Source organism: Chitinophaga chungangae (genome assembly GCF_017742215.1).
Taxonomy (GTDB): Bacteria; Bacteroidota; Bacteroidia; order Chitinophagales; family Chitinophagaceae; genus Chitinophaga; species Chitinophaga chungangae.
Map to the genome: position 1 here is coordinate 933,044 of NZ_JAGHKP010000003.1, position 21,936 is coordinate 954,979.

Genomic DNA, 21,936 nt, shown 5'->3' on the forward strand with positions numbered 1-21,936 from the left:
TTTGTCAGGAGAAGAATAAAGTTTTTACGTTGCTGGCCGCCAGCAGGAGCATAACGATCAGGCCGGCGGCGCCGGCGATACGGAAGAAAAGGGAATTTTTATAATGGCCCATGATCTCGCCGTTGTTGGCGATGAGGTAGAGCGCGATGCCGATGAACGGCACTACGAAGATCGTGACGGCCTGTGCCAGCACGATCACCTGCAGCGGGAGTTTACCGAAGATGATGGCGACAACGGCGCCCACTGCCATAATGATGCCGATAAAAAAACGCACCATGGAAGATTGCAGCCGCCCGCCGTAACCGAGTGCGTCGCCCAGCAACGTGCCGCCCAGCGAAGCATTGCCGATCAGCGAGGAAAACGATGCGCCGAAAAGACCGGAAAGGAAAAGGGCGGAGGCGAGGTTGCCGAAGATGGGCTCCAGTGCGCGGGCCATGTCCGTAGCGGTGTTCACGGCAATGCCTTTAGGGTGCAGTACGGCGGCGGAGCACACCATCACGATCGCGCTCAGCAGGCCGAGGATGATCATGCCGGGATAGGTTTCGCGGCCGGTCTGTTTCGCATCGGGGCTGACGCGTTTTCTTTCCTGTACGAGGTAGGTTTGATAAATAGCGCCCACGATGGAAAAACAGGAAGCCATAAAGGCGATAATAAGCTGTTCCGAACCCGCGGGCACTGTTGGCGCAAGGCCTTCCGCCATGCCGGAAACGGAAGGTTTTGACAGCAGGAACGTTGTTATAAAAGCGATCAGCATCAGCACGATCAAACCGATCATCACCTTTTGCAGCATATTATAGAACGCCCTGAAAAAAAGCATGCCAATGGCAAGCACGTTAAATACCACGATCCAGATCGCCGGGCTGGTGTGTGTGGCTTCCCCAACGGCGATACCGGTGCCAATGGAATTGCCCGCCTGGAAAGACGCGCAAACAAAAAACACGCCCACACCGATGGCGATGCGCACAGCGCTGCCCCATTTGCGGCCGATGGTGGTAAGCAGCGATTCGCTGGTGGCGATGCCCACCCTGGCGGCCATGGTGGCAAATACGATCATAAAAAAAATGGCGACCGCCACAACCCAGAGCAGGTCATAACCATAACGGGCGCCCATCATGGAGGTAATCGTGATCTTGCTGGGGCCGAATACCAGCGCGGCGGTGATCATTCCCGGCCCGATGGCCTGCAGCCAGTTCCTGTACCGCGAAGGCGCGGTAACAGCGGGCTGCGGTTCCTGCATAACGGTGGTGTGGTTCATGTACGCGATAAATTTTGGTTTCCTGAAGAACGAAAAAACGGGTGAGTGCCGGGAAGAAAGGTTTACCGGCAAAGCGGAAAAAACTACGCGGAAATCATGATTTTCCGGGTACGTACACGAAAGTACATGGCGGCAGCCATAAATGCAAATATTTTATGCAGAAAATAGGAGGGGTTTTTACATACCAGGATGACCGCCCGTTCCTTGATTGTAAATTCTGCCTCTTATGCCCGGTTTCCCCGTATTTAGTGAGAATTATGCACCAGTCCGAAGAAAATGCTTTGCATTTTCAGGAAATATTTTCTAATTTCCGGGTGCGTACCCGAAAACCGGGTAAATACATCAAGCAGGCTGCCGGGCAGCCTTAAATTTGACAAGAGAACGGGTACGTACACGGAAACGCTTTTTTAATGCCCGGGTTTCAGCCATTTGACCTATATTATATTAGTCAACCGAATCATTCAGCTTAATCAATCAGACTGTTCCTCATGACGCAATTGTATGACCGCCGCAGGTTCCTCCAGACTTTTTCCACCGCCGCAGCCGGCGCCGGGCTTGCCGCCGCATTGCCTTTTAATGCTTTCGCATCTTCCGCCGAACCGGTCCGCATCGGTATTATCGGCTGCGACACTTCGCACGCCGTGGCCTTTGCCAAAAGCTTTAACAGTCCCACGCCCGTAGCCGGCCTGGAAGGTTTTAAAGTAACGGCGGCTTTCGCGGAAGCCAGCCCCGACATCGAGAACAACCTCAAACGTTTGCCCGGTTTCGTGGAAGAGCTGAAAAAGCTGGGCGTTGAAATGACCGATTCCATCGACGCCCTTGTAGCCAGGGTAGACGTGGTGATGGTAGAATCCAACGACGGCCGCCCGCACCTCCGGCAGGCGCTGCCCGCGCTGAAAGCCGGTAAAAAGGTGTTCATCGACAAACCCCTGGCGGCCTCACTGGCCGAAGGCATGGAGATCTTCGACGCCGCTCGCAAATACAACGCGCCGGTTTTCTCCGCTTCTTCGCTCCGTTACATGGAATCCGCCCAGGCTGTCGTGAACGGTTCCGTTGGAAAAGTGCTCGGCGCAGACACCTTCAGTCCCTGCCATCTCGAAAAAACGCACCCGGACATTTTCTGGTACGGCATCCACGGCGTGGAAACGCTGTTCACCGTTATGGGCGCTGGCTGCAGATCCGTTACCCGTACGCATACGGATAATACCGATGTGATCGTGGGTACATGGGCAGACGGGCGCGTGGGCACGTTCCGTGGTACGCGTTACGGGAAGTCCGATTACGGCGGCAGCGTGTTCGGCGAAAAAGGCGTGGCAACGCTCGGGCCTTTTAAAGGTTATGTGCCGCTGGTAATGCAGATCGCGGAATTTTTCAGAACGGGCAAGCCGCCCGTACAGGAAGCGGAAACCCTGGAAATACTGGCTTTTATGGAAGCCGCGGATGAGAGCAAAAAGAAGAACGGCGCGCCGGTAACGCTGGAAGCGATGATGAGCAGGGCCAGGAAACGCCGCAGATAATCTACTCTTAACACACTACTCTTCTTACCATAAAATTTCTGATCATGAAATCGGAACGATATACCTATGCATGGCGGGGTGCAGGATACCTCATGCTAATGCTGTTCCTGTTGCCGGTATTTTCTTTCGCGCAAAACCCTTCGCCGGTTAAAGGCCGGGTAACGGCGGCAGGCTCCGGGCTTGCATTGCCGGGCGTGAGCGTAAAGATAGACGGCTCCGGCCGCGGCGCCACCACCGATACCAGCGGGCGTTTCAGCATCGCCGCAAAACCCGGCGAAACGCTGGTGTTCAGCTACATCGGTTTTGAAAGACTAAGCTTTGTATTAAAAGACCAGTCCAACCTCAACATCCTACTCAAAGAATCGTCGCGCGGGATAGATGAAGTGGTGGTGATCGGCTACGGCGCCGTGGCGAAAAAGGACCTTACCGGTTCGGTAGGCAGCGTGAACATGGAAGACCTTTCCAAAGCGCCGGTGCTTAGTTTCGATGAGGCGCTGGCCGGCAGGCTGGCGGGCGTGCAGGTGTCTTCCGGCGAAGGCCAGCCCGGTTCGCAGATGAACATCGTGATACGCGGCGCCAACTCGCTCACGCAAAGCAACGCGCCGCTCTACGTGATCGACGGCTTCCCGATGGAAGACCCCGAAAGCGCATCGATCAATCCCGACGATATCGCGTCTATCGACGTATTAAAAGATGCTTCCGCCACCGCCATCTACGGCGCGCGTGGCGCCAACGGCGTGATCGTGATCACCACCAAAAAAGGAAAGCCCGGCAAACCGGTGGTGACCTACAGCGGCAGCTACGGTATCCAGAAAGTGCTGAAAACGATCCCCATGATGAACCCCTACGAGTTCGTGAAATACCAGTACGACCGTAACCCGGATGTGGCCACCGAATCGTATTTGCAGAATGGCAAAACGCTGGAATCGTATAAAAACGAACCGGGCTACAACTGGCAGGATTATATTTTCCGCACCGCGCCCATCACCAACCACAACCTTTCGCTGAGAGGCGGCAACGCACAGACGCAGTATTCGCTCTCCGGCTCCGTTTCCAACCAGGAAGGCATCATTATCCAGTCCGGTTTCAAACGTTACCAGGGCAGGATCAGCATAGACCAGGTGGTGACCCCCAAAGTGAAAACCGGTGTTACCATCAACTACAGCAACACCACGCAAACCGGCGCGTCTCCCTCAGCCAATAATAACCAGAGCACGAACTACCTGCTGTTCAGCGTGTGGGGCTACCGCCCGGTAAGCGGCGCGGGCATCGATCTTAGCGAAGACCTCTTCGACCCCGACATCAACGATGCGGCAGACCACCGCATCAACCCCGTAATCAGCACGCAGAACGAACTGCGGCTGCGCGGTATCAAAAACTTCACCGCCAACGCGTACGTCGATTATAATATCACCAAAGACCTGCTGCTGAAAATTACAGGCGGCGTAAACAGTCAGACCGGCCGCAGCGACGCCTTCTTCAACAGCATGACGCACAAGGGCACCCCGCTGTTCCCCACCAACGTGCAGGGCATTAACGGCTCGGTGAGCTACGACGAGCTGAGCACCTGGGTAAACGAAAATACACTGAGCTACCGCAAGACCTTTAATAAAGTCCATAAGCTGGACGTAGTGGCGGGCATGACCATGCAGGCCGGCAAACGTTCCCGCTACGGGTTCGCCGCGCAGCAGGTACCCAACGAAGAACTGGAACTGAGCGGCCTCGATGAAGGCATTCCTTACCAGGCTTACGCTTCCGACGGAAATTATACGCTCGCGTCGTTCCTCGGCCGCGTGAATTATGGTTTCCGTTCGAAATACCTGTTCACGGCCAGTTTGCGGGCAGACGGCTCGTCCAAGTTCGCACCGGAGAACCAATGGAGCTATTTCCCGTCCGCGGCTTTCGCGTGGCGCATGAGCGGGGAGAATTTTATGAAAGGCCTCCGCACCGTGTCCGACGCGAAACTGCGCATCAGTTACGGCGTAACCGGCAACAACCGCGTGGGGGATTTCGATTATATGCCATCGCTGCAATTGCCCATCGGGGCCTCTTATTCGTTCAACAACGCCACGCCTTCCAAAGGCGTGATACCCGGCACCATCGGCAACCGCGACCTGAAATGGGAAAGCACCGAACAGATCGATATCGGTTACGACCTCGGGCTGTTTAACAACCGCATCGAATTTAGCGCGGACGTTTATCGCAAAACCACCCGCGACCTGTTGCTGCAGGCCAACGTGCCTTATACCACCGGTTTCGAGACCGTTTTCAAGAACATTGGCAGCGTGCGCAACCAGGGCCTGGAACTTACGCTGAGCACGGTGAACATCGACCGGAAAAATTTCACCTGGAGCAGCAATTTCAACATCAGCTTCAACCAGACCAAAGTGCTGGCCCTCGCCGAAGGCGAAGAGGCCCTGCTGACGCCCATGACCTGGGATTCCGGTTACAAAGGCGCGCTGTACATTGCAAGACTGCGGCAGTCTACCTCGCTGTTTTACGGGTATATCTGGGACGGGCTGTACAAATATGAAGACTTTATCGAAACGGCGCCTGGTCAATATGTGCTGCGCAAAGACGTGCCGGCCAATACCGACACGAGGGATATGATCAAGCCGGGGCATAACAAATTCAGGGACATCAACGGCGACGGCGTGGCCAACACCAGCGACATGACGGTGATCGGCCGCGGCCTGCCCATCCACACCGGCGGTTTCTCCAACAACTTCTCCTACAAAGGGCTTAGCCTGAACGTGTTTTTCCAGTGGTCTTATGGCAACGACATCATGAACGCCAACCGCCTGATGTTCGAAGAAAACGTGGGCAACCGCAACAACCTGAACCAGTACAAATCGTACGTGAACAGGTGGAGCCCCGAAAACCCGGACAGCGACATCCCCGTGAGCCGCGGCCAGACCATGTACGGGCTGTATTCTTCCCGCGTGATAGAAGACGGCAGTTACCTGCGCCTGAAAACGCTCAGCCTGCAATATTCACTTCCGAAACGCTGGTTGAAACCCGCGAAGATCAGCAGCATCGGCCTGTCTGTAGCCGCGCAGAACCTCTGGACCTGGACCAGCTACTCCGGCATGGACCCCGAAGTATCCGTGCGCCACAGCGCGCTTTCTTCCGGGTTCGATTATTCGGCTTACCCGCGTGCGCGCACGCTCACCTTCGGTGTAAAAGCATCCTTCTAACCTGAAAACACAATGGTTATGCAACGCATTTGTTTCTTCATAACGATAATAACGGCAACGGCGCTGACGGGCTGCAAAAAGTTCCTGGACACCAAGCCCAAGGATTTCCTCACGCCGACCGCATATTACAACACAGAAGAACAGCTCAACAACGGCCTCACCGCCGTGTACGACATCCTCGCCGCTTCAGAGCTGTATTCCAACAACTTCACAAGCAGGATGGGCACCGAAGCCGATCTTGGTTTTTACGCCCGCAGCACCTTCAACGGGCCGCAGGTGTACACGCATACTTCGTCAGACAACCTGGTGAACGGCACCTGGCAGAAATTGTATACCGGCATCAGCCGCGCCAACATGGTGCTGGCGAATATCGACAAACCGAAGATGAGCGATTCCGCCCGCAACCGCATCCGCGGCGAAGCGCTGTTCCTTCGCGCCTATTATTATTTTATGCTGGTGAGCAACTGGGGCGATGTGCCCGTGGTGCTGGAGCCTGTTGCCGCCGCCACCGGCAACGATGTAGCCCGCACGCCCGCCAAAGAAGTATATGAAATGATCGTGCGCGATATGAAAGAAGCCGAAGGACTGGTTAACACCATCACCGCCGCGGGCTTCTCCGGCCGCGTAACACAATCCGCCATCAGGGGCGTACTGGCGAGAGTGTATCTTTACTGGGCCGGCAACCCTCTCAAAGACGAAAGCAAATACGCCGATGCGCGCGAATGGGCGCTGAAGGTGATGGAATCCGGTCTGCACGAACTGGACACTTCGTATTCGCAGATATTCATCAATTACGCGCAGGATAAGTACAATATTAAAGAAAGCATCTGGGAAGTGGAGTTCTGGGGCAACCGCCTCGGCAACGCCTATACGGAAACCGGCTGGATCGGCTACACCGTGGGCATTGCCACTACAGACACGGAGATTGGTTTCAGCTACGGCTTCATCAACGCCACGGCCAGGCTCTACCGCCTCTACGAGGAAGGCGATGTGCGGAGAGACTGGTGTATCGCGCCGTTTAAATATTCCGGCAAAAACAAGGTGGCGCATGCCGCTAACCAGCTGTACCACCGCAATGCGGGCAAATGGCGCAGGGAATACGAAACGCTCAATCCCAAAGCGCCGAGCACCACGCCGCAGAATTTCCCCATCCTCCGTTATTCCGATGTGCTGCTGATGTTCGCCGAAGCGGAAAACCAACTGCATGGGCCTACGCCCGAAGCCTACGCCGCGATCAACCAAGTACGCAAAAGAGCCAAGGCCGCGGAGTTTGAGAACCTCGGCAAAGCGGAATTTTTTGCCGCGCTGGAAGAAGAACGCTCCCGCGAGCTGTGTTTTGAAGCGCTCCGCAAGCCCGACCTGATCCGTTGGGGCAAATTCCTGGAAACGATGGAGAACGAAGGCAACGAGATCGCTTCGGAAGCGGGCACTTATGCCTACGCGACCATCGCGTTTTTGAATGTTTCAGCCAAACACCTGCTGTTCCCCGTTCCCGCGCGTGAAATGATGCTGAACAGGAAACTGACGCAAAACCCTGGCTGGTGATTTTAATCCCTTCAAACTACACCGCATGAAAAATATTATCCGCATACTGCTTCCGGCCCTGCTGTTGCAGGCTTGCAGCAAAGAGATCGATACCGAAACGCCCGCGCTCGACGTACGGATGGAGCACAGTACCATCAAGGCCGGCGAAGCGGTCAATTTCCTCATCAACAGCGACGCCAACGTGCTCAGCTTTTATTCCGGCGAAGTGCTGAAAGATTATGAATACCGCGCTGGCCGCGTCGTGAAGCTCGACAGCATCCGTCTTTCATTTTCCACTTCGCTGAATTACGGCACGCAAAAAGATCAGTTCGCCGTTTTTATTTCGAACGATTTCAACGGCGATTACACGGCAGACGGCATCAATGCCGCTACCTGGCAGAACATTACTTCCCTGTACAAGCTCGCGCCGGGCAACAGCAACACGGCTATTCCCGCGGGTGTTAGAAACATCACGGAATATGCGGTAGACGGAAAACCGTTGTACATCGGCTACCGGTTTATCGTAAAACCGCAAACGGCCAACGGCGGCTCCAAACTCTGGACGATGAGCGCTTTTTCCGTGACCGGTCACAGCATTCTCGGCTCGCAGCCGCTGGCCGATCACAAATCCGCCGGCTGGCGCGTGATCCTGCAAGGCCTGCACGACCCGGGCAGGGGCGCGATCATACAGGCCGCGCAGCTGGCGTTTTACGGCAACAACCTGAATTACAAAGACGAGCTGCAGGAAGACTGGGTGATCTCCAAAGCATTGGAAACGGGCGCTACGGACATGGGGCCGGACTGGGGCACGGGCATCAAAACACTGCCTGATCCTCCGTTGACGAGCTACCAGTATGCATACGAAAAACCCGGGAAATATATCGCCACTTTCATCGGCAAAAACGTGAACAGTCATTCCGAGAAACAGGTGATCAAACAGGTGGAAGTAACCGTCACACCCTGATAACAGATATTCTGACAGTAAAGCCAATGGCGGCCTCCGGGCTGCCGTTGGCTCAGTTCATAGGGGCATTGCCCATTAACCGGAACACCGCAGACAAATACGATTATGCAGAGAAGACAAATGTTGAATGCCCTGGGATTGACGCTGGCAGCGGGCTTTCCTGCCGCGGCCGCCGTTCCCGTGGCCAAAGAAAGCGCAAGCGCCCTGCTGTACCCCGACGTACAAAGCATGAAGGCCGCTAAAAGACCGGTGGAAGGCGCGTTGGTACAGACAGCGGGTTATTTCATGCCGGGCGACGGCGGAGCCGCGGTTTATCGTTATAATAACGCTGACGGTTATACGCTTATCCCGCAAACTTTCGTCAATTATAAAATGTTCGGCGCCGTATGTGACGGAAAAAACGACGACGGCGTACAGATCAAAGCCGCGCACGAATTCGCCAACCTGCACAACATCCCCGTGATCAACCATGGCGGCGAGTTCTGGATCAAACAAACGACCGGCGTGCCTGTGCTTACGAACGTACACTGGGGGCAAACGATCTTTCACATCGATGAACGATACAATGCCCGCAATGCCGCACGCTTCGAGATCAAAAGCCGCTTGCAGTCAAGGAAAATAACGCTGGACCAAGCCGCCAAAGCGCAGTTGCTGAAAGACCTGAAACCCGGCGTGAAGTTGTTGCCGGCGATGGCGCCGTACAGCAATTGCCTCGTGTTTATCGCGGACGACAAAGACCGTATCGGGCTGAGGGCAGGCGAGCGGTTCACGGGGCAGTCCTGGGCGCGGGAAGATTTTTTTTACGTGGAAGAGCACGGCCGTTTGATCGGCGACCTGGCCTGGTCGTTTAAGGATTATACCAGTCTTTATGCCGTGCCTTGTGAAGACCATTATCTTATCATGGAAGGCGGTTCGTTTTATTTATCGGGCAATAGCCCGGGTAAAAAGAACGGTACAAAATACGAGGGATACTGGCGTTGCGGCATCCAGGTCTCGCGGAGCCGCACGATCATCAGGCAGCAGTGGGTGGGGCTGGAACCGGGCGCGAACGACGTTGCGATGAACCCGCGTGGCGGGTTTTATTCCATGTCGAAAGTGTACGACGTTACTTTGCAGGACATCCGGCTGATACCCTGGGAGCAGGACCGAGAAGGCACTGAGCGCGACGTGCCGGCGGGCACTTACGGCCTTTCCTGCAACCGTACGCTCAAGGCCCGCTTCATTCGCGTAACGGCGGAAGGAGGGCCGGTGCACTGGGGCGTGTTCGGCACCAATCTCAACAAACATTTTTTTATAGACCAGTGCGCGCTGAACCGCGTGGACGTTCACTTTCACTGCTGGCACCTGCACATCAAGGATTCTTCCATCGGTTACCGCGGCATTACGGTTACCGGCGGCGGAGATTTGTTCATCGAGAACACGACGGTGTGGAGCCGGAATTTCGTGTCTTTCCGCCGCGATTTCGGCGCGAAATGGGACGGGGCGATATACGTGCGCAATTGCCGCTACATTCCGTCTGCAACCGGGGAAACCGCCGTGCTGGAGTTCAACCCGGCAGACTTCACCTACAATTACCCGATCGGTTTCGGCCGAACGGTGCGGGTGGAGGGGCTGGTGATCGATTACAGCAACCAGCCCGCTTCCAAAGGCGTATGCTGGCTGATGCGTACGCCCGCTTTTTCGAAGATGAAAAGCGGCGACCATATGTTTTTTCCGCACGCCGTTTCGTTCAGGGACGTGGTGGTGGAAGGCCGTGCGCAGGGCGTACGTTTGCTGAACATCCCCACGCCGCAGGATTACAGGCAGCCGTCGCCGGGCGGGTTTGCGGGCGGGCAGCTGACGCCCAACGCCAGCCTGGTGTTTGAGCAGGTGATGCTGGAAAAGGCGGACAACCTGCTGATCGGCTCCGGCGGAAGTTACAGTGATGAGCACGCCTTGTGCCCCGAAGTGCATATTGTGAACTGTCATCACGTTTCCGCGAAGATCGATGCGATGGCAGACCTGCGGGTGGAGCGGAGCGAAGTGAACGGATTACGGCTGGCGCTGAAAGGGAGCGTTGCGCTGGCGGACTGCAAGCTGAGGGCAGGGGAGCAGGGCATGGACATCAAAGCCGGGGGCGGCGCCGGGCTTACCAACTGCACGCTGTACGCGCCGGTGGTGAATGGCGAAGCCCGTCCTGAAAAGACCGACAGGTATGGTTTTGTGCAGCTTAATAAAATGGTGCGTTTTAATCACCTGAATACCAGGCTGGGAGCGGATATCGTCGCATATTGCAAAACGAAAGGCATCAGCCTGCTGCCGAAATTCATCGGCATGCTGCAGGGGCATCACGAGCTGGAAAAGGAGACCGTGTGATTACGGTAGCGTTACCGCCCGCCATGGATAAATGCCGCCGGGCCAAAAAATAATCGCTCCGCCTTTTGTTTTCTGATTATAAATAGTATTTTCGGGTACGTACCCGAAACCTTGAAGTTAATAACAACCAAACACGCAGAATATGGAAAAGTCCCGCAGAACATTTTTAAAAAATACCATTAAAGGATCGGCCGCCATCGCCATCGGGGGCATATTGCCCGGTTTTAGCGCGAAGAGCTACGCCAATATTATCGGCGCCAACGAGCGCATCAAAGTAGGCATGATGGGCGTGAACGCCCGCGGCCTTGCGCTGGCCGGTAATTACGCAAAACAGCCCAACTGCGAAGTGGTGTCGGTTTCGGATGTGGACACCCGGGCCGCGGCAAAATGCATCACCAAAGTAACGGAGATACAGAAAACACAACCTAAGAACATTCCTGACTTCAGGAAAGCGCTTGAAAATAAAGATATGGACGCGCTGGTGATCGCCGCGCCGGACCATTGGCACGCCCCGGCCGCCATCCTGGCTGCCAAAGCGGGCAAACACGTTTACCTGGAAAAACCCGCCAGTCATAATCCCGCCGAGGGCGAGCTGCTGGTGGCCGCCCAGAAAAAATACGGCGTTACCATCCAGATGGGAAACCAGCGCCGCTCCTGGCCGAACGTGGCAGCCGCCATCGACGAACTGAAAAGCGGCGCTATCGGCCGTGCTTATTTCGGGAAAGGCTGGTATACCAACAACCGCGAATCCATCGGCATAGGCAAGGAAACCGCCGTGCCTGAATGGCTCAACTACGATCTCTGGCAGGGCCCGGCGCCGCGTATGCCTTACAAAGACAACCTGATCCACTATAACTGGCACTGGTTCTGGAACTGGGGTACCGGTGAAGCGCTCAACAACGGCACGCATATGATCGATCTGCTGCGCTGGGGCATGGGCGTAGACTACCCGGTTCGGGTTTCTTCTTCCGGCGGCCGCTACCGCTACCAGGACGACTGGCAGACGCCGGATACCCAGGTGATCACCCTCGAGTTCGACAACAACACCAGCATGATCTGGGAAGGCCGCAGCTGCAACGGCAAACCCGTTGAAGGCGCTTCCGTGGGCGTGGTGTTCTACGGCGAAAAAGGCTCGCTTACCATCGACGGCAACGCGTACACCATTTACGACCTGAAAAATAAAGTCGTGAAAGAAGTGAAGAACAATGTAAAGATCGACGCGCGCAACCTGACCAATCCGGCCGAAACGCTGGATTCGTTCCACTTCCAGAACTTCTTCGCCGGCATTCGCCAGGGCACGCCGCTGAATGCGGACATCCTGAGCGGCCACAAGAGCACGCTGCTTTGCCAGCTGGGCAATATCGCGCTGCGCTCCGGCAATACGCTGCATATCGATCCTGCGAACGGCCACATCCGCAACGACGCAGCGGCCGAAAGATTCTGGAAACGCGAATACCAGCCGGGCTGGGCGCCTTCTATCTGATCATTTTAAAAAACAATTGATGCAGCATAAATCAAACACGGTGGAAGTTGGCGCCATGTCGAAACGGGACGTGCGGATCTCCATCCTGATCATCGGTGTGATGTTTTTCATTTTTGGTTTTACGTCCTGGGTGAACGCCATACTGATACCATATTTCAAGATCGCCTGCGAGCTTACCAGCAGCCAGTCGTACCTTGTAGCTTTTGCATTTTACATTTCCTATTTGCTGATATCCGTTCCTTCGTCGTACCTGCTGAAAAAAACAGGTTTCAAGAAAGGGATGATGATCGGTTTTTGCGTGATGGCGGCGGGTGCGTTCATTTTTGTGCCGGCCGCGCTGACGCGCACTTACGGCCTTTTCCTGCTCGGGCTTTTCAGCATCGGCGCGGGCCTGGCCGTACTGCAAACCGCGGCTAATCCCTACATCACCATCCTCGGGCCAAAGGAACGCGCAGCGCAGCGCATCAGCATGATGGGCATCTGCAATAAAGCGGCCGGCATTATCGCCCCGCTTATTTTCGCGGCGGTGATCCTCCGCGCCACAGACACCAGTCTTTTTAAAGAACTGCCCGGCATGGACGCCGCCGCCAAAAGCGCCGCGCTCGACGAGTTCATCCGCCGCGTGATCGTGCCGTATTCCATCCTCGGCACGGCTTTGCTGCTCTTCGGCATCATGGTGCGTTACTCGCCCCTCCCTGAGATTAACACAGAAAGCGAAAGCACCGACCTGGCGGCCGCGAATGCGGACAAAGCCAGCATCTTCGCTTTCCCTCACCTCATACTCGGCGCGCTGGCCATTTTCCTGCACGTAGGCACGCAGGTGATCGCGATAGACACGATCATTCCTTACGCGCAAACCATGGGCATTTCGCTGCTCGAAGCAAAAACATTCCCTTCGTATACGCTGACCGCTACGATCGTCGGGTATTTCACGGGCATCGCGCTGATCCCGAAATTTATCAGCCAGGTGAACGCATTGCGCATCTGTACCATACTCGGATTGTGTTTTACGCTCGGCATCATTTTTATGAGCGGGCAGATCACGCTGCTGGGCCATACGGCCGATATCAGCATCTGGTTCGTCGTGCTGCTGGGGCTGGCCAATTCCCTGGTATGGGCGGGCATCTGGCCGCTGGCGCTGGAAGGGTTGGGCCGTTTTACGAAAGTGGGCGCTTCCGTAATGATCATGGGCCTTTGCGGCAACGCGCTGCTGCCCGTGGTGTACGGTCATTTTGCTGACGCGTCCGGCGAACGGCTGGCATATTGGGTGTTGTTCCCCTGTTATATTTATCTCATTTTTTACGCGTTTTACGGTCATCTCATCAGGAGATGGGGGCCCGCTAAGACTTTATCACCCGGTATCCAAATAAAATAGGAAAGTGCAGACATATGGAATTTCGCAAGATCAAGATTTTTAACGGGAGGATCATCACTCCATACCGGGTCATCAACGGCGGCACCGTGTTGCTGGAAGGTGGCAGGATACTCGCTGTAACGGAAGACGATATCCCCGTGCAGGGCGCGATCGAGATAGACGCCCGCGGGCAGTATATTTCACCGGGGTTTATAGATATTCACGTACATGGCGGCGGCGACAGCGATTTTATGGACGGAGACGTTCAGTCGTTCCTAACGGTTGCCGAAACGCATATGCGCTACGGCACCACATCCATGGTGCCCACTACGCTCAGCAGCGACACGGCCAGTTTGCTGAACGCCGTAAAACTTTACGAACAGGCGCACCAGCGCAACACGCAGGGCGCGGCGTTCCTGGGCATTCACCTCGAAGGCCCGTATTTCGCCATGAACCAGCGCGGCGCGCAGGACCCGCGTTACATTCGCAATCCAGACCCCGAAGAATATAAAGCCGTATTGGCGTCTACCGATGCGGTGGTGCGGTGGAGCGCAGCGCCCGAACTGCCTGGTTCGCTTGAGTTTGGCCGTTACCTGCGGGAGCGGAAGATACTTCCCGCCGCCGCGCATACCGATGCCATTTACGAAGAAATGCTGGAAGCTTTTGAATGCGGGTATACGCATGCCACGCATCTGTATTCCGCCATGTCCGGCGTAACGCGGCGCAACGCGTTCCGCTACGCGGGCGCGGTGGAAAGCGCTTTCCTGATGGATGAAATGACCGTGGAGATCATTGCGGACGGCATTCACCTGCCGCCGCCGCTGCTCAAGCTGGTGTACAAGATCAAAGGGGCAGACAAAACCGCCCTGATCACTGACGCCATGCGCGCCGCCGGCATGCCCGAAGGCGAAAGCATCCTGGGCGCCAGGAACAACGGCCTTCGTGTGATCGTGGAAGATAATGTCGCCAAACTGCCGGACCGCAGCTCGTTTGCGGGCAGCGTGGCCACTACCGACCAGCTGGTGCGCAACATGGTGAAAATGGCGGACGTGCCCCTGGCAGATGCCGTGCGCATGATGAGCAGCACACCTGCCGCGATTATGAAAGTGGCGGACCGGAAAGGCTCGCTTACGGCAGGCCGCGATGCGGACGTGCTGATATTCGATGAGGACATCCGTATGCACGCCGTGATCTGCGGCGGCCGCATCCTGCACCAGGCGGAGCATACACGCGGTTACGAAACCGTTTCATAAAAAAGAGTTTTAGTGGTTCATAACGTTGGCGGCTATCCGTAGCAGCGCCCTTTCACAATTACAAGACAAATGATATGGAAATAAAGGATAAATTAAAGATACACCGGTTCGACACAAGGAAACAGATGGGCGCCGCCGCGGCCGCCATGGTGGCGGAAAAAATAAAGGAGTTGCTCAGCGTGCAGGAGCACCTGAACATCATCTTCGCCGCCGCGCCGTCGCAGCAGGAGTTCCTGGAATCGCTCGTAGCGGACGCCAGTATTCCCTGGAGCCGCATTAACGCTTTTCATATGGACGAATACGCCGGTCTGCACCCTGACGCGCCGCAGGGCTTCGGCAACTTCCTGAAGGAACGCATTTTCGGCAAAGTACCTTTCCGCGCCGTGCATTACCTCAACGGCAATGCGCCCGACCTGCAGGCTGAATGCGCCCGCTACGCGGAACTGCTGGAAAAGGAAGGCGTGGATATCGTGAACATGGGGATAGGGGAGAACACGCACATCGCTTTCAACGACCCGCACGTAGCCGATTTCGACGACCCGGCGACGGTGAAGGTGGTAGACCTCGACCTGGCCTGCCGCCAGCAGCAGGTGAACGACGGCTGTTTTAAAACGATCGGCGAAGTGCCCACGCATGCGCTGACGCTTACCGTGCCCGCGCTGTTCCGCGCAAGGTTCGCGTATTGCATCGTGCCCGGCCCTACAAAGGCCAATGCGATCTATCATACGCTGAATTCACCCGTGGATGCCAGGCATCCTTCCACCATCCTGCGGCTGCACCCGCGCGCGCAGCTGTTCATCGATGCGGACAGCGCCGCGAAACTTTAACCGGCAATTACATACCCTTAATACTTCTGCTACCTATTGTACTTCAATAGCGATTAAGTACAACATTAAGGCCGCTTCATCTTTATGAAGCGGCCCTGTTATTTATCGGTTGCAGAGTAGGTCAGTTTTTATAATACGCGTGATTTTCCCGCGTAATGATGTCGATCGGCATGAACGATACTTTTTCCACCGGCGCGGCCATCACCAGGTGCTGGTACAGCGCCATGATGCCGCGGTAGCCCTGTTCCTGCGGTTTCTGGCAGATCAGGAAGTCGATCACGCTTTTTTGCAGGTAAGCGATGTTTTCGGGAAGGAAGTCGTACCCCACCAGCAGCATACCTTTTTTACCTTTGTTCTCCAGGTAATGCGCGACGTTCGCCACACGCGAATTGGTCACGAAAATAGCCTTGATATTGGGCGTTTCTTCCAGCGCTTCGGCTACTTTCTTTTCCACGGAGCGGTCGTTGGTCTGCCGGATATCGATCTTGACGATCCGTTTTTCATTGTCCTTAAAATAGGACCGGAAACCTTCTTCCTTGCGCAGCAGGTGGTGATGGTTCTCGATCTCGTGCGATACGTTCACCACCAGTATTTTGTCCCGCGGCTGGATGCAGTAGTTGATCACATGCGCGCTGAGATAGCCGCTGTGAAACAGGTCTGGCCCGATGTAACAAAGGCTTTCACGGTTGGGTATGTCTGAATTGATAAAAACGTAGGGAATGTTTTTTTCTTTGAGCGCATCGGTGAACGCGATGGATTCCTCGATAAAGGAAGGCGCCAGCAAAATGCCGTCTATCTTCGATTTCAGGATCTGTTTGGTTTGTTTGACAAAAGATGCCTTGCTGTTGAGGTCGAAGAAATACCGGTCTACCTTGATGCCCATCTGCCTGATCTCGTCTTCCGCCTGCTGGATGCCCGCCAGCGGGGCCGCCCAGAAAGCGGTTTCCGCGGAAACGGAAGGGATGAGTATGGCGAAGTTGAGAACTTTGCGCGATGCCAGCCTGCTGGCGATGATATTGGGCTGATAGTTCAGCTCTTGTATGATTTTCTCGATCCTTGTCCTGGTTTTGGCGCTAACGCCCGATCTGTTGTGGATCACCCTGTCCACCGTCGCGATAGAGACCTTCGCCCTGCGTGCGATCTCTTTTACGCCGTTGGGCTGCTCGTTTTGATTCGCTTTCATAGCTGTATTTACACGTGTACGTACCCGAAAGTAGTGAAAAACAAATAAACGGAAATTTTTATTTTGCAGCCATGAAAAAGACCCTAACGTTGCTGCTCGCGCTCGCGGCAGGCTCGCTCCACGCACAGGAAACCACGTTCACGAACCCGCTGCTGCCTTCCGGTGCCGACCCGTTCTCTTTTTATAAAGACGGCTATTATTATTACACCCACACCACGGGAGGTAGCGTAGATATCTGGAAAACCCGCAGCCTGGCTGATCTTTCATCCGCCGAACATAAAACCATTTACCGCCCGCCCGCCGGCACGCCTTTTTCGAAACATCTCTGGGCGCCGGAGATCCATTTCCTGCAAGGCAAATGGTACGCGTATTTCGCGGCAGACAGCGGGAAAAACGAAGGCCACCGCATGTATGTGCTCGAAAATCCTTCGCCGGACCCGATGGCAGGGGAATGGACAATGAAAGGCCGCGTGGCCGACCCGGCAGACAAATGGGCCATAGACGGCAATCTTTTTGAATACAAAGGCGCGCTGTACATGATCTGGAGCGGCTGGGCAGGAGATAAGGACGAAAGACAGAACATCTACATCGCCAGGATGAAAAACCCCTGGACCATCGAAGGCAAACGGGTGATGCTTTCCACCCCTGAACATGAATGGGAAAAAAGCGGACAAAAAGTAGTGGTGAACGAAGGCCCGCAGGCGTTAATGCACGACGGGAAGCTGATGATCGTATATTCCGCGAGCGGCTGCTGGACGGACCATTACGCCCTTGGCCTGCTGCGTTTCTCCGGCAAAGGCAATCCCATGGACAGCACCGCCTGGACCAAACACCCGGAGCCCATCTTCAAAACCAACATCGCCCATAAAGTATTCGCGCCAGGTCATAATTCATTTTTCCAGTCGCCCGACGGCAAAGAAGACTGGATACTCTACCACGCCAATGCCGCGCCCGGGCTGGGTTGCGGCGGGAAACGCTCGCCGCGCATGCAGCGATTCACCTGGAGCGCAGACGGTATGCCCGTATTCGGAGAGCCGGTAGCTGAAGGCGTTGTGCTGAAAAGGCCGGGAGAAAACGGGAATTAACAATGCTCATGCACCATAAAAAAACGCCGCAACGTTCATTGCGGCGTTTTTTTATGGGCAGAAGCCAGTTACAGTTTTACAAGAATATCCCCGATAGACTTCGCTACCAGTGCATTCCCTTCTTTATTCAGGTGCACGCCGTCCGTGGTCAGGATGCCTTTTTCGGCGTCGTTGGGATTATTGGCTTTATCGAAATCGGTGAACAGTTTGCGGAGGTCGCAAAGCGGGAGCTTCGTTTCCTGCGCGATCGCGCGGATGCTGGCGGAAAACTTGTCCAGTTCTGCGTCCTGGGCGTTAGCGCCGTCTTTCTTTTCACCGATCACCGCGGGCGTACAAATGATCACTTTGGCGCCATTGTCCTCAATTTTTTTGATCAGCGCGCGATAGAACTTGCCGAATTTGTCCAGGTCGGTGCCCGTATGCGAGGTGGCCTTGTGCCAAACGTCGTTTACGCCGATGTAGATCACCACCACGTCCGGTTTCTTTTTTAACACATCGTCTTCCATTCGCAGGTAGAGGTCATACACCTTGTTGCCGCCGATGCCCGCGCCGATCAGTTCGTATTGGTCTGCATGGCTTTGCTGCAAAATATCGCGCAGCTGGGTGATGTACCCTTGCGGGCCAACGCCGGCCTGTGTAATGGAATCGCCGAAGAAGATCACCTTTTTCTTTTTGGGCAAACCGGCCGAAAGAAAAATGACGGCGCCGAGCACGAGGAACATCGTATAAAGTCGTTTCATGACTGGAATTTTTTAGTGTAGAATCGACAATATAGGAAAAAGTCCGGCAGTTTGCAAGAGGTTCAGGGCGGACAAATACCTAGTTTTGGGTATTGTATGTGCCGGGAGTATCTTTTAGATTTACCGGGAGGGGGGGCTAAAGTGTTTCCCTGCGTTAAATCCGATAAGTGTACCAGGTGTAATATAAAAAGAACGCCTTCCCGGACAAGGGGAGGCGTTCTTGTTTTTTGAAATGTTTGAGACGGTTTAAAAGATGCTTTTCAACAGGCCGCCTTCCGCTCTCAGCGCGGCGCCGTTGGTGGCGGAAGAAAGCGGGCTGGCGATGTAGGTGACCATGCTGGCGATCTCGGTTACATCCGCAAAACGTTGCAGGAGCGAGCTGGGACGCATGGTTTTGAAGAAATCCTTTTCCGCTTCCTGCGGCGTAATGCCTTTGGATTCGGCTACCTGCCTGATAAATTCCACCACGCCTTCGCTTTTGGTGGGGCCGGGCATCACGGTGTTCACGGTTACGCCGGTGTTTTTGGTCAGCTCCGCGAGGCCGCGGCTGATGGCGAGCTGTGCGGTTTTGGTCATGCCGTAATGGATCATTTCATCGGGTATCATGATGGCGGATTCACTGGAAATAAAAATGATCCGCCCCCAGTTTTTCTCCAGCATGCCGGGGAAGTATGCACGGCTGAGCCTTACGCCGCTCATCACGTTCACGTCGAAAAAACGCTGCCATTCTTCGTCGGTAATGGTGGTAAATTCTTTCGGCTCAAAAATGCCCGCGTTGTTGATGAGTATATCCACACCGGGCAGTTGCCGGATGAGCATGTTCACGTCTGCCGCTTTGGAAAAGTCCGCGGCTATGCCTGTTACAGGCGCGCCCGCCACCTGTTTTTTCAGTTTTTCCACGGCTTCGGCCACACGGGCTTCCGTTCTGCCGTTGATCGTAACGGCCACGCCTTCCTGCAGCAGCTGTTTGGCAATGGCAAATCCGATACCCTGCGTGGAGCCGCTCACGAACGCTGTTTTTCCTTTCAATTGTAAATCCATGGTATGTTTGCTTTTTAAGGTCTGTTAATATTCCCCGCTGGCGCCGCCGCCACCGCCGGTTCCGCCGCCGAACTTAAACGAATCGTCCGGCTGCGGCGTTTTGTGAAAAGTTTGTGCGATAATGATCGCTTCGGCCGCTTTCAGCCCGGTCATTTCTTCCGCCGTTTCGTCCGCTTCGTAAGTAAACCCGTTGCGCGGCTGTTTCAGGTAACGGATCACGCCCCAGGCTACCACGACCAGTACCACGCCGCCCAGTACCATGGCGGATTCTATCGGCATCAGGCTGTGATAATAACGTACGGTGAATACGATCATGCCCAGCAATACCAGCCCCGAACGCAGCAAGATGCGGTGTTTGCGCCGGATGCCCAGGTAGATGTAAACAGCAGGGATCACAAACGTAAGTATCCAGAACAGCCAGCCGATCGGCACCGTGCCGGTTTTTCCGAGCAGGGAAGCGCCCATTTCGCGCACGACGAAATAATTCCCGGCCATGTACAGGGTAATGAGCGCCGCGGTGGACAATACGATGAGGCTGTTTTCATAATGCCGCAGTTTTTTCTTTCTCCGCATTTGCTCAAACCAGCGGTACGCGCCGAAAGACGCGGCCATGATGATAAACGGCATGAAGTCCGCCACCACTGGGGATATTTCAAAACCGGCAAAAAATATCCAGGCGATGCCTGCCGAAAATGCAACAAGCCCCATGATCATATCCGCGAAACGGATGGTCATCCATGTGGCAATGCCGCAAGCGGCCGCGCAACCGAAAGATGTGCCGGGGTCGAGATTAACCAGGAGCATAAAACCCGTTAAAGCCGAAACGGCGGAAATCCAGGTCAGCGCATCGTCTATCCCGGAACGGTAATGATCTTTGTCTTTGATCCACCACATTTCAAGCAGGGCGTACATACACCCGCCGGAAAACAACAACAGCACGCCGAAGAAAGATTCCGTTAAGCCGCCAATGGTGATCAGCGCCATCAGGCCCAATGCACAAATGGCAATAACGGTGGTAAGCAAAAACAGGCCGATCCGGATGAAGAAATTCGGTGAATACAGGATTTCAGGGAACGCGTCCATGATGCCGGTAAATTCCCCCGCGGAAATATTCCCCCTGTCGTATGCCGCCTGCGCCTGATCGCGGATAACAGCGTGGTCGAGACCGGTAACGTTATATGCGATCATGTTTCAGTTTTTTGTTTTGACGGATAAGGAACAACACCATCGCCACTGCCGACCCGATAAAATAAAACAGGGCGAGGTAAAGCGCCCCGATGGGATCGGCGGAACCGCCGGAGAAAAACAGCATGCGGATAACAAGATAACCCAGGGCAATGTACAGGTACAATGTCGTGATCATCATAAAATAAAACGACCGCCGTTTTTTGCTCTGCCAATAACAAAAAGCGCTGAAGGCCAGTAATCCGAGGAAAAAGAAAAAGTAGGAAGGCATTACGAACATGCCCGCCAGCAGCGAGATGAACAGGATATGCACACCGAAGTTGTCGTACGTAAAAGTGAAATGTTTTTTGAAGTCGAAATACTCACTGAGATAACCCGCCGCGATAAGGATAACGCCCAGCAATATGCCGGTAAAGATCAGCCGCGTATCGGTGTTAAAATGATTGCTGGTAAGTATTTCATACGGGGTGATGGCAATGCCCATCCACGCCGCGAAATTCGTGATGGCCAGGCTCAGCACGCCGAGATGGTCGAAATAATACGCGCTGAACAGCAGCACCAGCATAGGAATGAAAGTGGCCGAGCCGTACCGCGTGCCGAACACATTGTATTGCGCCTGCAGATAGGTGACGAACGTGATGAACAGCAGGCATCCCAGCAGCACCACGTAATCCCAGCCCACATTCGGCGCCAGCACTTTGTGGCGGCTGAAAGGGCGTTTCTTTTTATACGCATACATAAAACAAAGCCCGCAGGTAAGCCCGATCAGTAACAGGATGGCCTGGTGGCCGATGGTGTCGATGTTTTTGTACACGAGTATGCCCAGCCCGCCGCTTAGCAGCAGCACGCCGAGATACAGGAGGGTGTTCACTTCCCAGTGAATGGAAAACAGCCGCGGCTGCTGCAGTTTGTCCCGGCTTTCCTGCGTCAGGAGGCCCGTTCCGGAAAGTTTGTCAACAATACGTTGATCCAT

16 protein-coding genes are annotated in these 21,936 nt (G+C 55.0%); 10 read left to right on the forward strand and 6 right to left on the reverse strand.

All coding sequences use genetic code 11. The features are described 5' to 3' along the window. Nucleotides 1–4: 4 nt before the first annotated feature. Nucleotides 5–1,255, reverse strand: coding sequence for an Nramp family divalent metal transporter (locus J7I43_RS18155; RefSeq protein WP_209147273.1), 1,251 nt, complete (start codon nt 1,253–1,255; stop codon nt 5–7). Nucleotides 1,256–1,743: 488 nt separating this feature from the next. Between J7I43_RS18155 and J7I43_RS18160 the strand changes: the two genes are divergently transcribed. The 9 genes from J7I43_RS18160 to J7I43_RS18200 all read left to right on the forward strand — a co-directional run bounded on the left by J7I43_RS18160 (nt 1,744) and on the right by J7I43_RS18200 (nt 15,729). Further along, complete coding sequence (locus tag J7I43_RS18160) at nt 1,744–2,772, forward strand: Gfo/Idh/MocA family protein (RefSeq protein ID WP_209147274.1); 1,029 nt, start codon at nt 1,744–1,746, stop codon at nt 2,770–2,772. A 44-nt stretch (nt 2,773–2,816) separates the two neighbouring features. Further along, a complete protein-coding gene (locus J7I43_RS18165) occupies nt 2,817–5,969 on the forward strand; it encodes a SusC/RagA family TonB-linked outer membrane protein (RefSeq protein ID WP_209147275.1) in 3,153 nt (1,050 codons plus the stop codon). Between the two features lie 18 nt (nt 5,970–5,987). Further along, the gene (locus J7I43_RS18170; RefSeq protein ID WP_209147276.1) at nt 5,988–7,514 is read left to right on the forward strand and encodes a RagB/SusD family nutrient uptake outer membrane protein; all 1,527 of its coding nucleotides are present in this window, start codon (nt 5,988–5,990) and stop codon (nt 7,512–7,514) included. Nucleotides 7,515–7,539: 25 nt separating this feature from the next. Continuing rightward, complete coding sequence (locus J7I43_RS18175) at nt 7,540–8,457, forward strand: DUF5017 domain-containing protein (RefSeq protein WP_209147277.1); 918 nt, start codon at nt 7,540–7,542, stop codon at nt 8,455–8,457. A 105-nt stretch (nt 8,458–8,562) separates the two neighbouring features. Further along, nucleotides 8,563–10,812 (forward strand): hypothetical protein, encoded by a 2,250-nt coding sequence (locus J7I43_RS18180; RefSeq protein WP_209147278.1) that lies wholly within the window; start codon nt 8,563–8,565, stop codon nt 10,810–10,812. 142 nt (nt 10,813–10,954) lie between these two features. Further along, nucleotides 10,955–12,295, forward strand: coding sequence for a Gfo/Idh/MocA family protein (locus J7I43_RS18185; RefSeq protein WP_209147279.1), 1,341 nt, complete (start codon nt 10,955–10,957; stop codon nt 12,293–12,295). Nucleotides 12,296–12,314: 19 nt separating this feature from the next. Beyond that, nucleotides 12,315–13,670: a sugar MFS transporter gene (locus tag J7I43_RS18190; RefSeq protein ID WP_209147280.1), complete on the forward strand. Its 1,356-nt coding sequence runs from the start codon at nt 12,315–12,317 to the stop codon at nt 13,668–13,670. Between the two features lie 14 nt (nt 13,671–13,684). Beyond that, on the forward strand, nt 13,685–14,902 hold the full coding sequence (gene nagA, locus J7I43_RS18195; protein WP_209147281.1) for an N-acetylglucosamine-6-phosphate deacetylase: 1,218 nt from the start codon (nt 13,685–13,687) through the stop codon (nt 14,900–14,902). 74 nt (nt 14,903–14,976) lie between these two features. Then, a complete protein-coding gene (locus tag J7I43_RS18200) occupies nt 14,977–15,729 on the forward strand; it encodes a glucosamine-6-phosphate deaminase (protein ID WP_209147282.1) in 753 nt (250 codons plus the stop codon). A gap of 121 nt (nt 15,730–15,850) precedes the next feature. On the opposite strand, the gene J7I43_RS18205 is transcribed toward J7I43_RS18200, so the two are convergent. Then, nucleotides 15,851–16,912 (reverse strand): LacI family DNA-binding transcriptional regulator, encoded by a 1,062-nt coding sequence (locus tag J7I43_RS18205; RefSeq protein WP_209147283.1) that lies wholly within the window; start codon nt 16,910–16,912, stop codon nt 15,851–15,853. Nucleotides 16,913–16,983: 71 nt separating this feature from the next. On the opposite strand from J7I43_RS18205, the gene J7I43_RS18210 reads away from it, so the two are divergent. Next, nucleotides 16,984–17,997 carry a glycoside hydrolase family 43 protein gene (locus J7I43_RS18210; RefSeq protein ID WP_209147284.1) on the forward strand — a complete coding sequence of 338 codons (1,014 nt, stop codon included), beginning with the start codon at nt 16,984–16,986 and terminating at the stop codon, nt 17,995–17,997. Between the two features lie 68 nt (nt 17,998–18,065). Here J7I43_RS18210 and J7I43_RS18215 read toward each other — a convergent pair whose 3' ends face one another. From J7I43_RS18215 to J7I43_RS18230, 4 genes are all read right to left on the reverse strand, one after another. Beyond that, nucleotides 18,066–18,737: an SGNH/GDSL hydrolase family protein gene (locus J7I43_RS18215; RefSeq protein ID WP_209147285.1), complete on the reverse strand. Its 672-nt coding sequence runs from the start codon at nt 18,735–18,737 to the stop codon at nt 18,066–18,068. A 246-nt stretch (nt 18,738–18,983) separates the two neighbouring features. Continuing rightward, on the reverse strand, nt 18,984–19,778 hold the full coding sequence (locus tag J7I43_RS18220) for an SDR family NAD(P)-dependent oxidoreductase (RefSeq protein WP_209147286.1): 795 nt from the start codon (nt 19,776–19,778) through the stop codon (nt 18,984–18,986). A gap of 24 nt (nt 19,779–19,802) precedes the next feature. Then, nucleotides 19,803–20,966 (reverse strand): hypothetical protein, encoded by a 1,164-nt coding sequence (locus J7I43_RS18225; RefSeq protein WP_209147287.1) that lies wholly within the window; start codon nt 20,964–20,966, stop codon nt 19,803–19,805. Further along, nucleotides 20,953–21,936: a DUF2157 domain-containing protein gene (locus J7I43_RS18230; RefSeq protein ID WP_209147288.1), complete on the reverse strand. Its 984-nt coding sequence runs from the start codon at nt 21,934–21,936 to the stop codon at nt 20,953–20,955. The genes J7I43_RS18225 and J7I43_RS18230 overlap by 14 nt, the downstream gene beginning before the upstream one ends.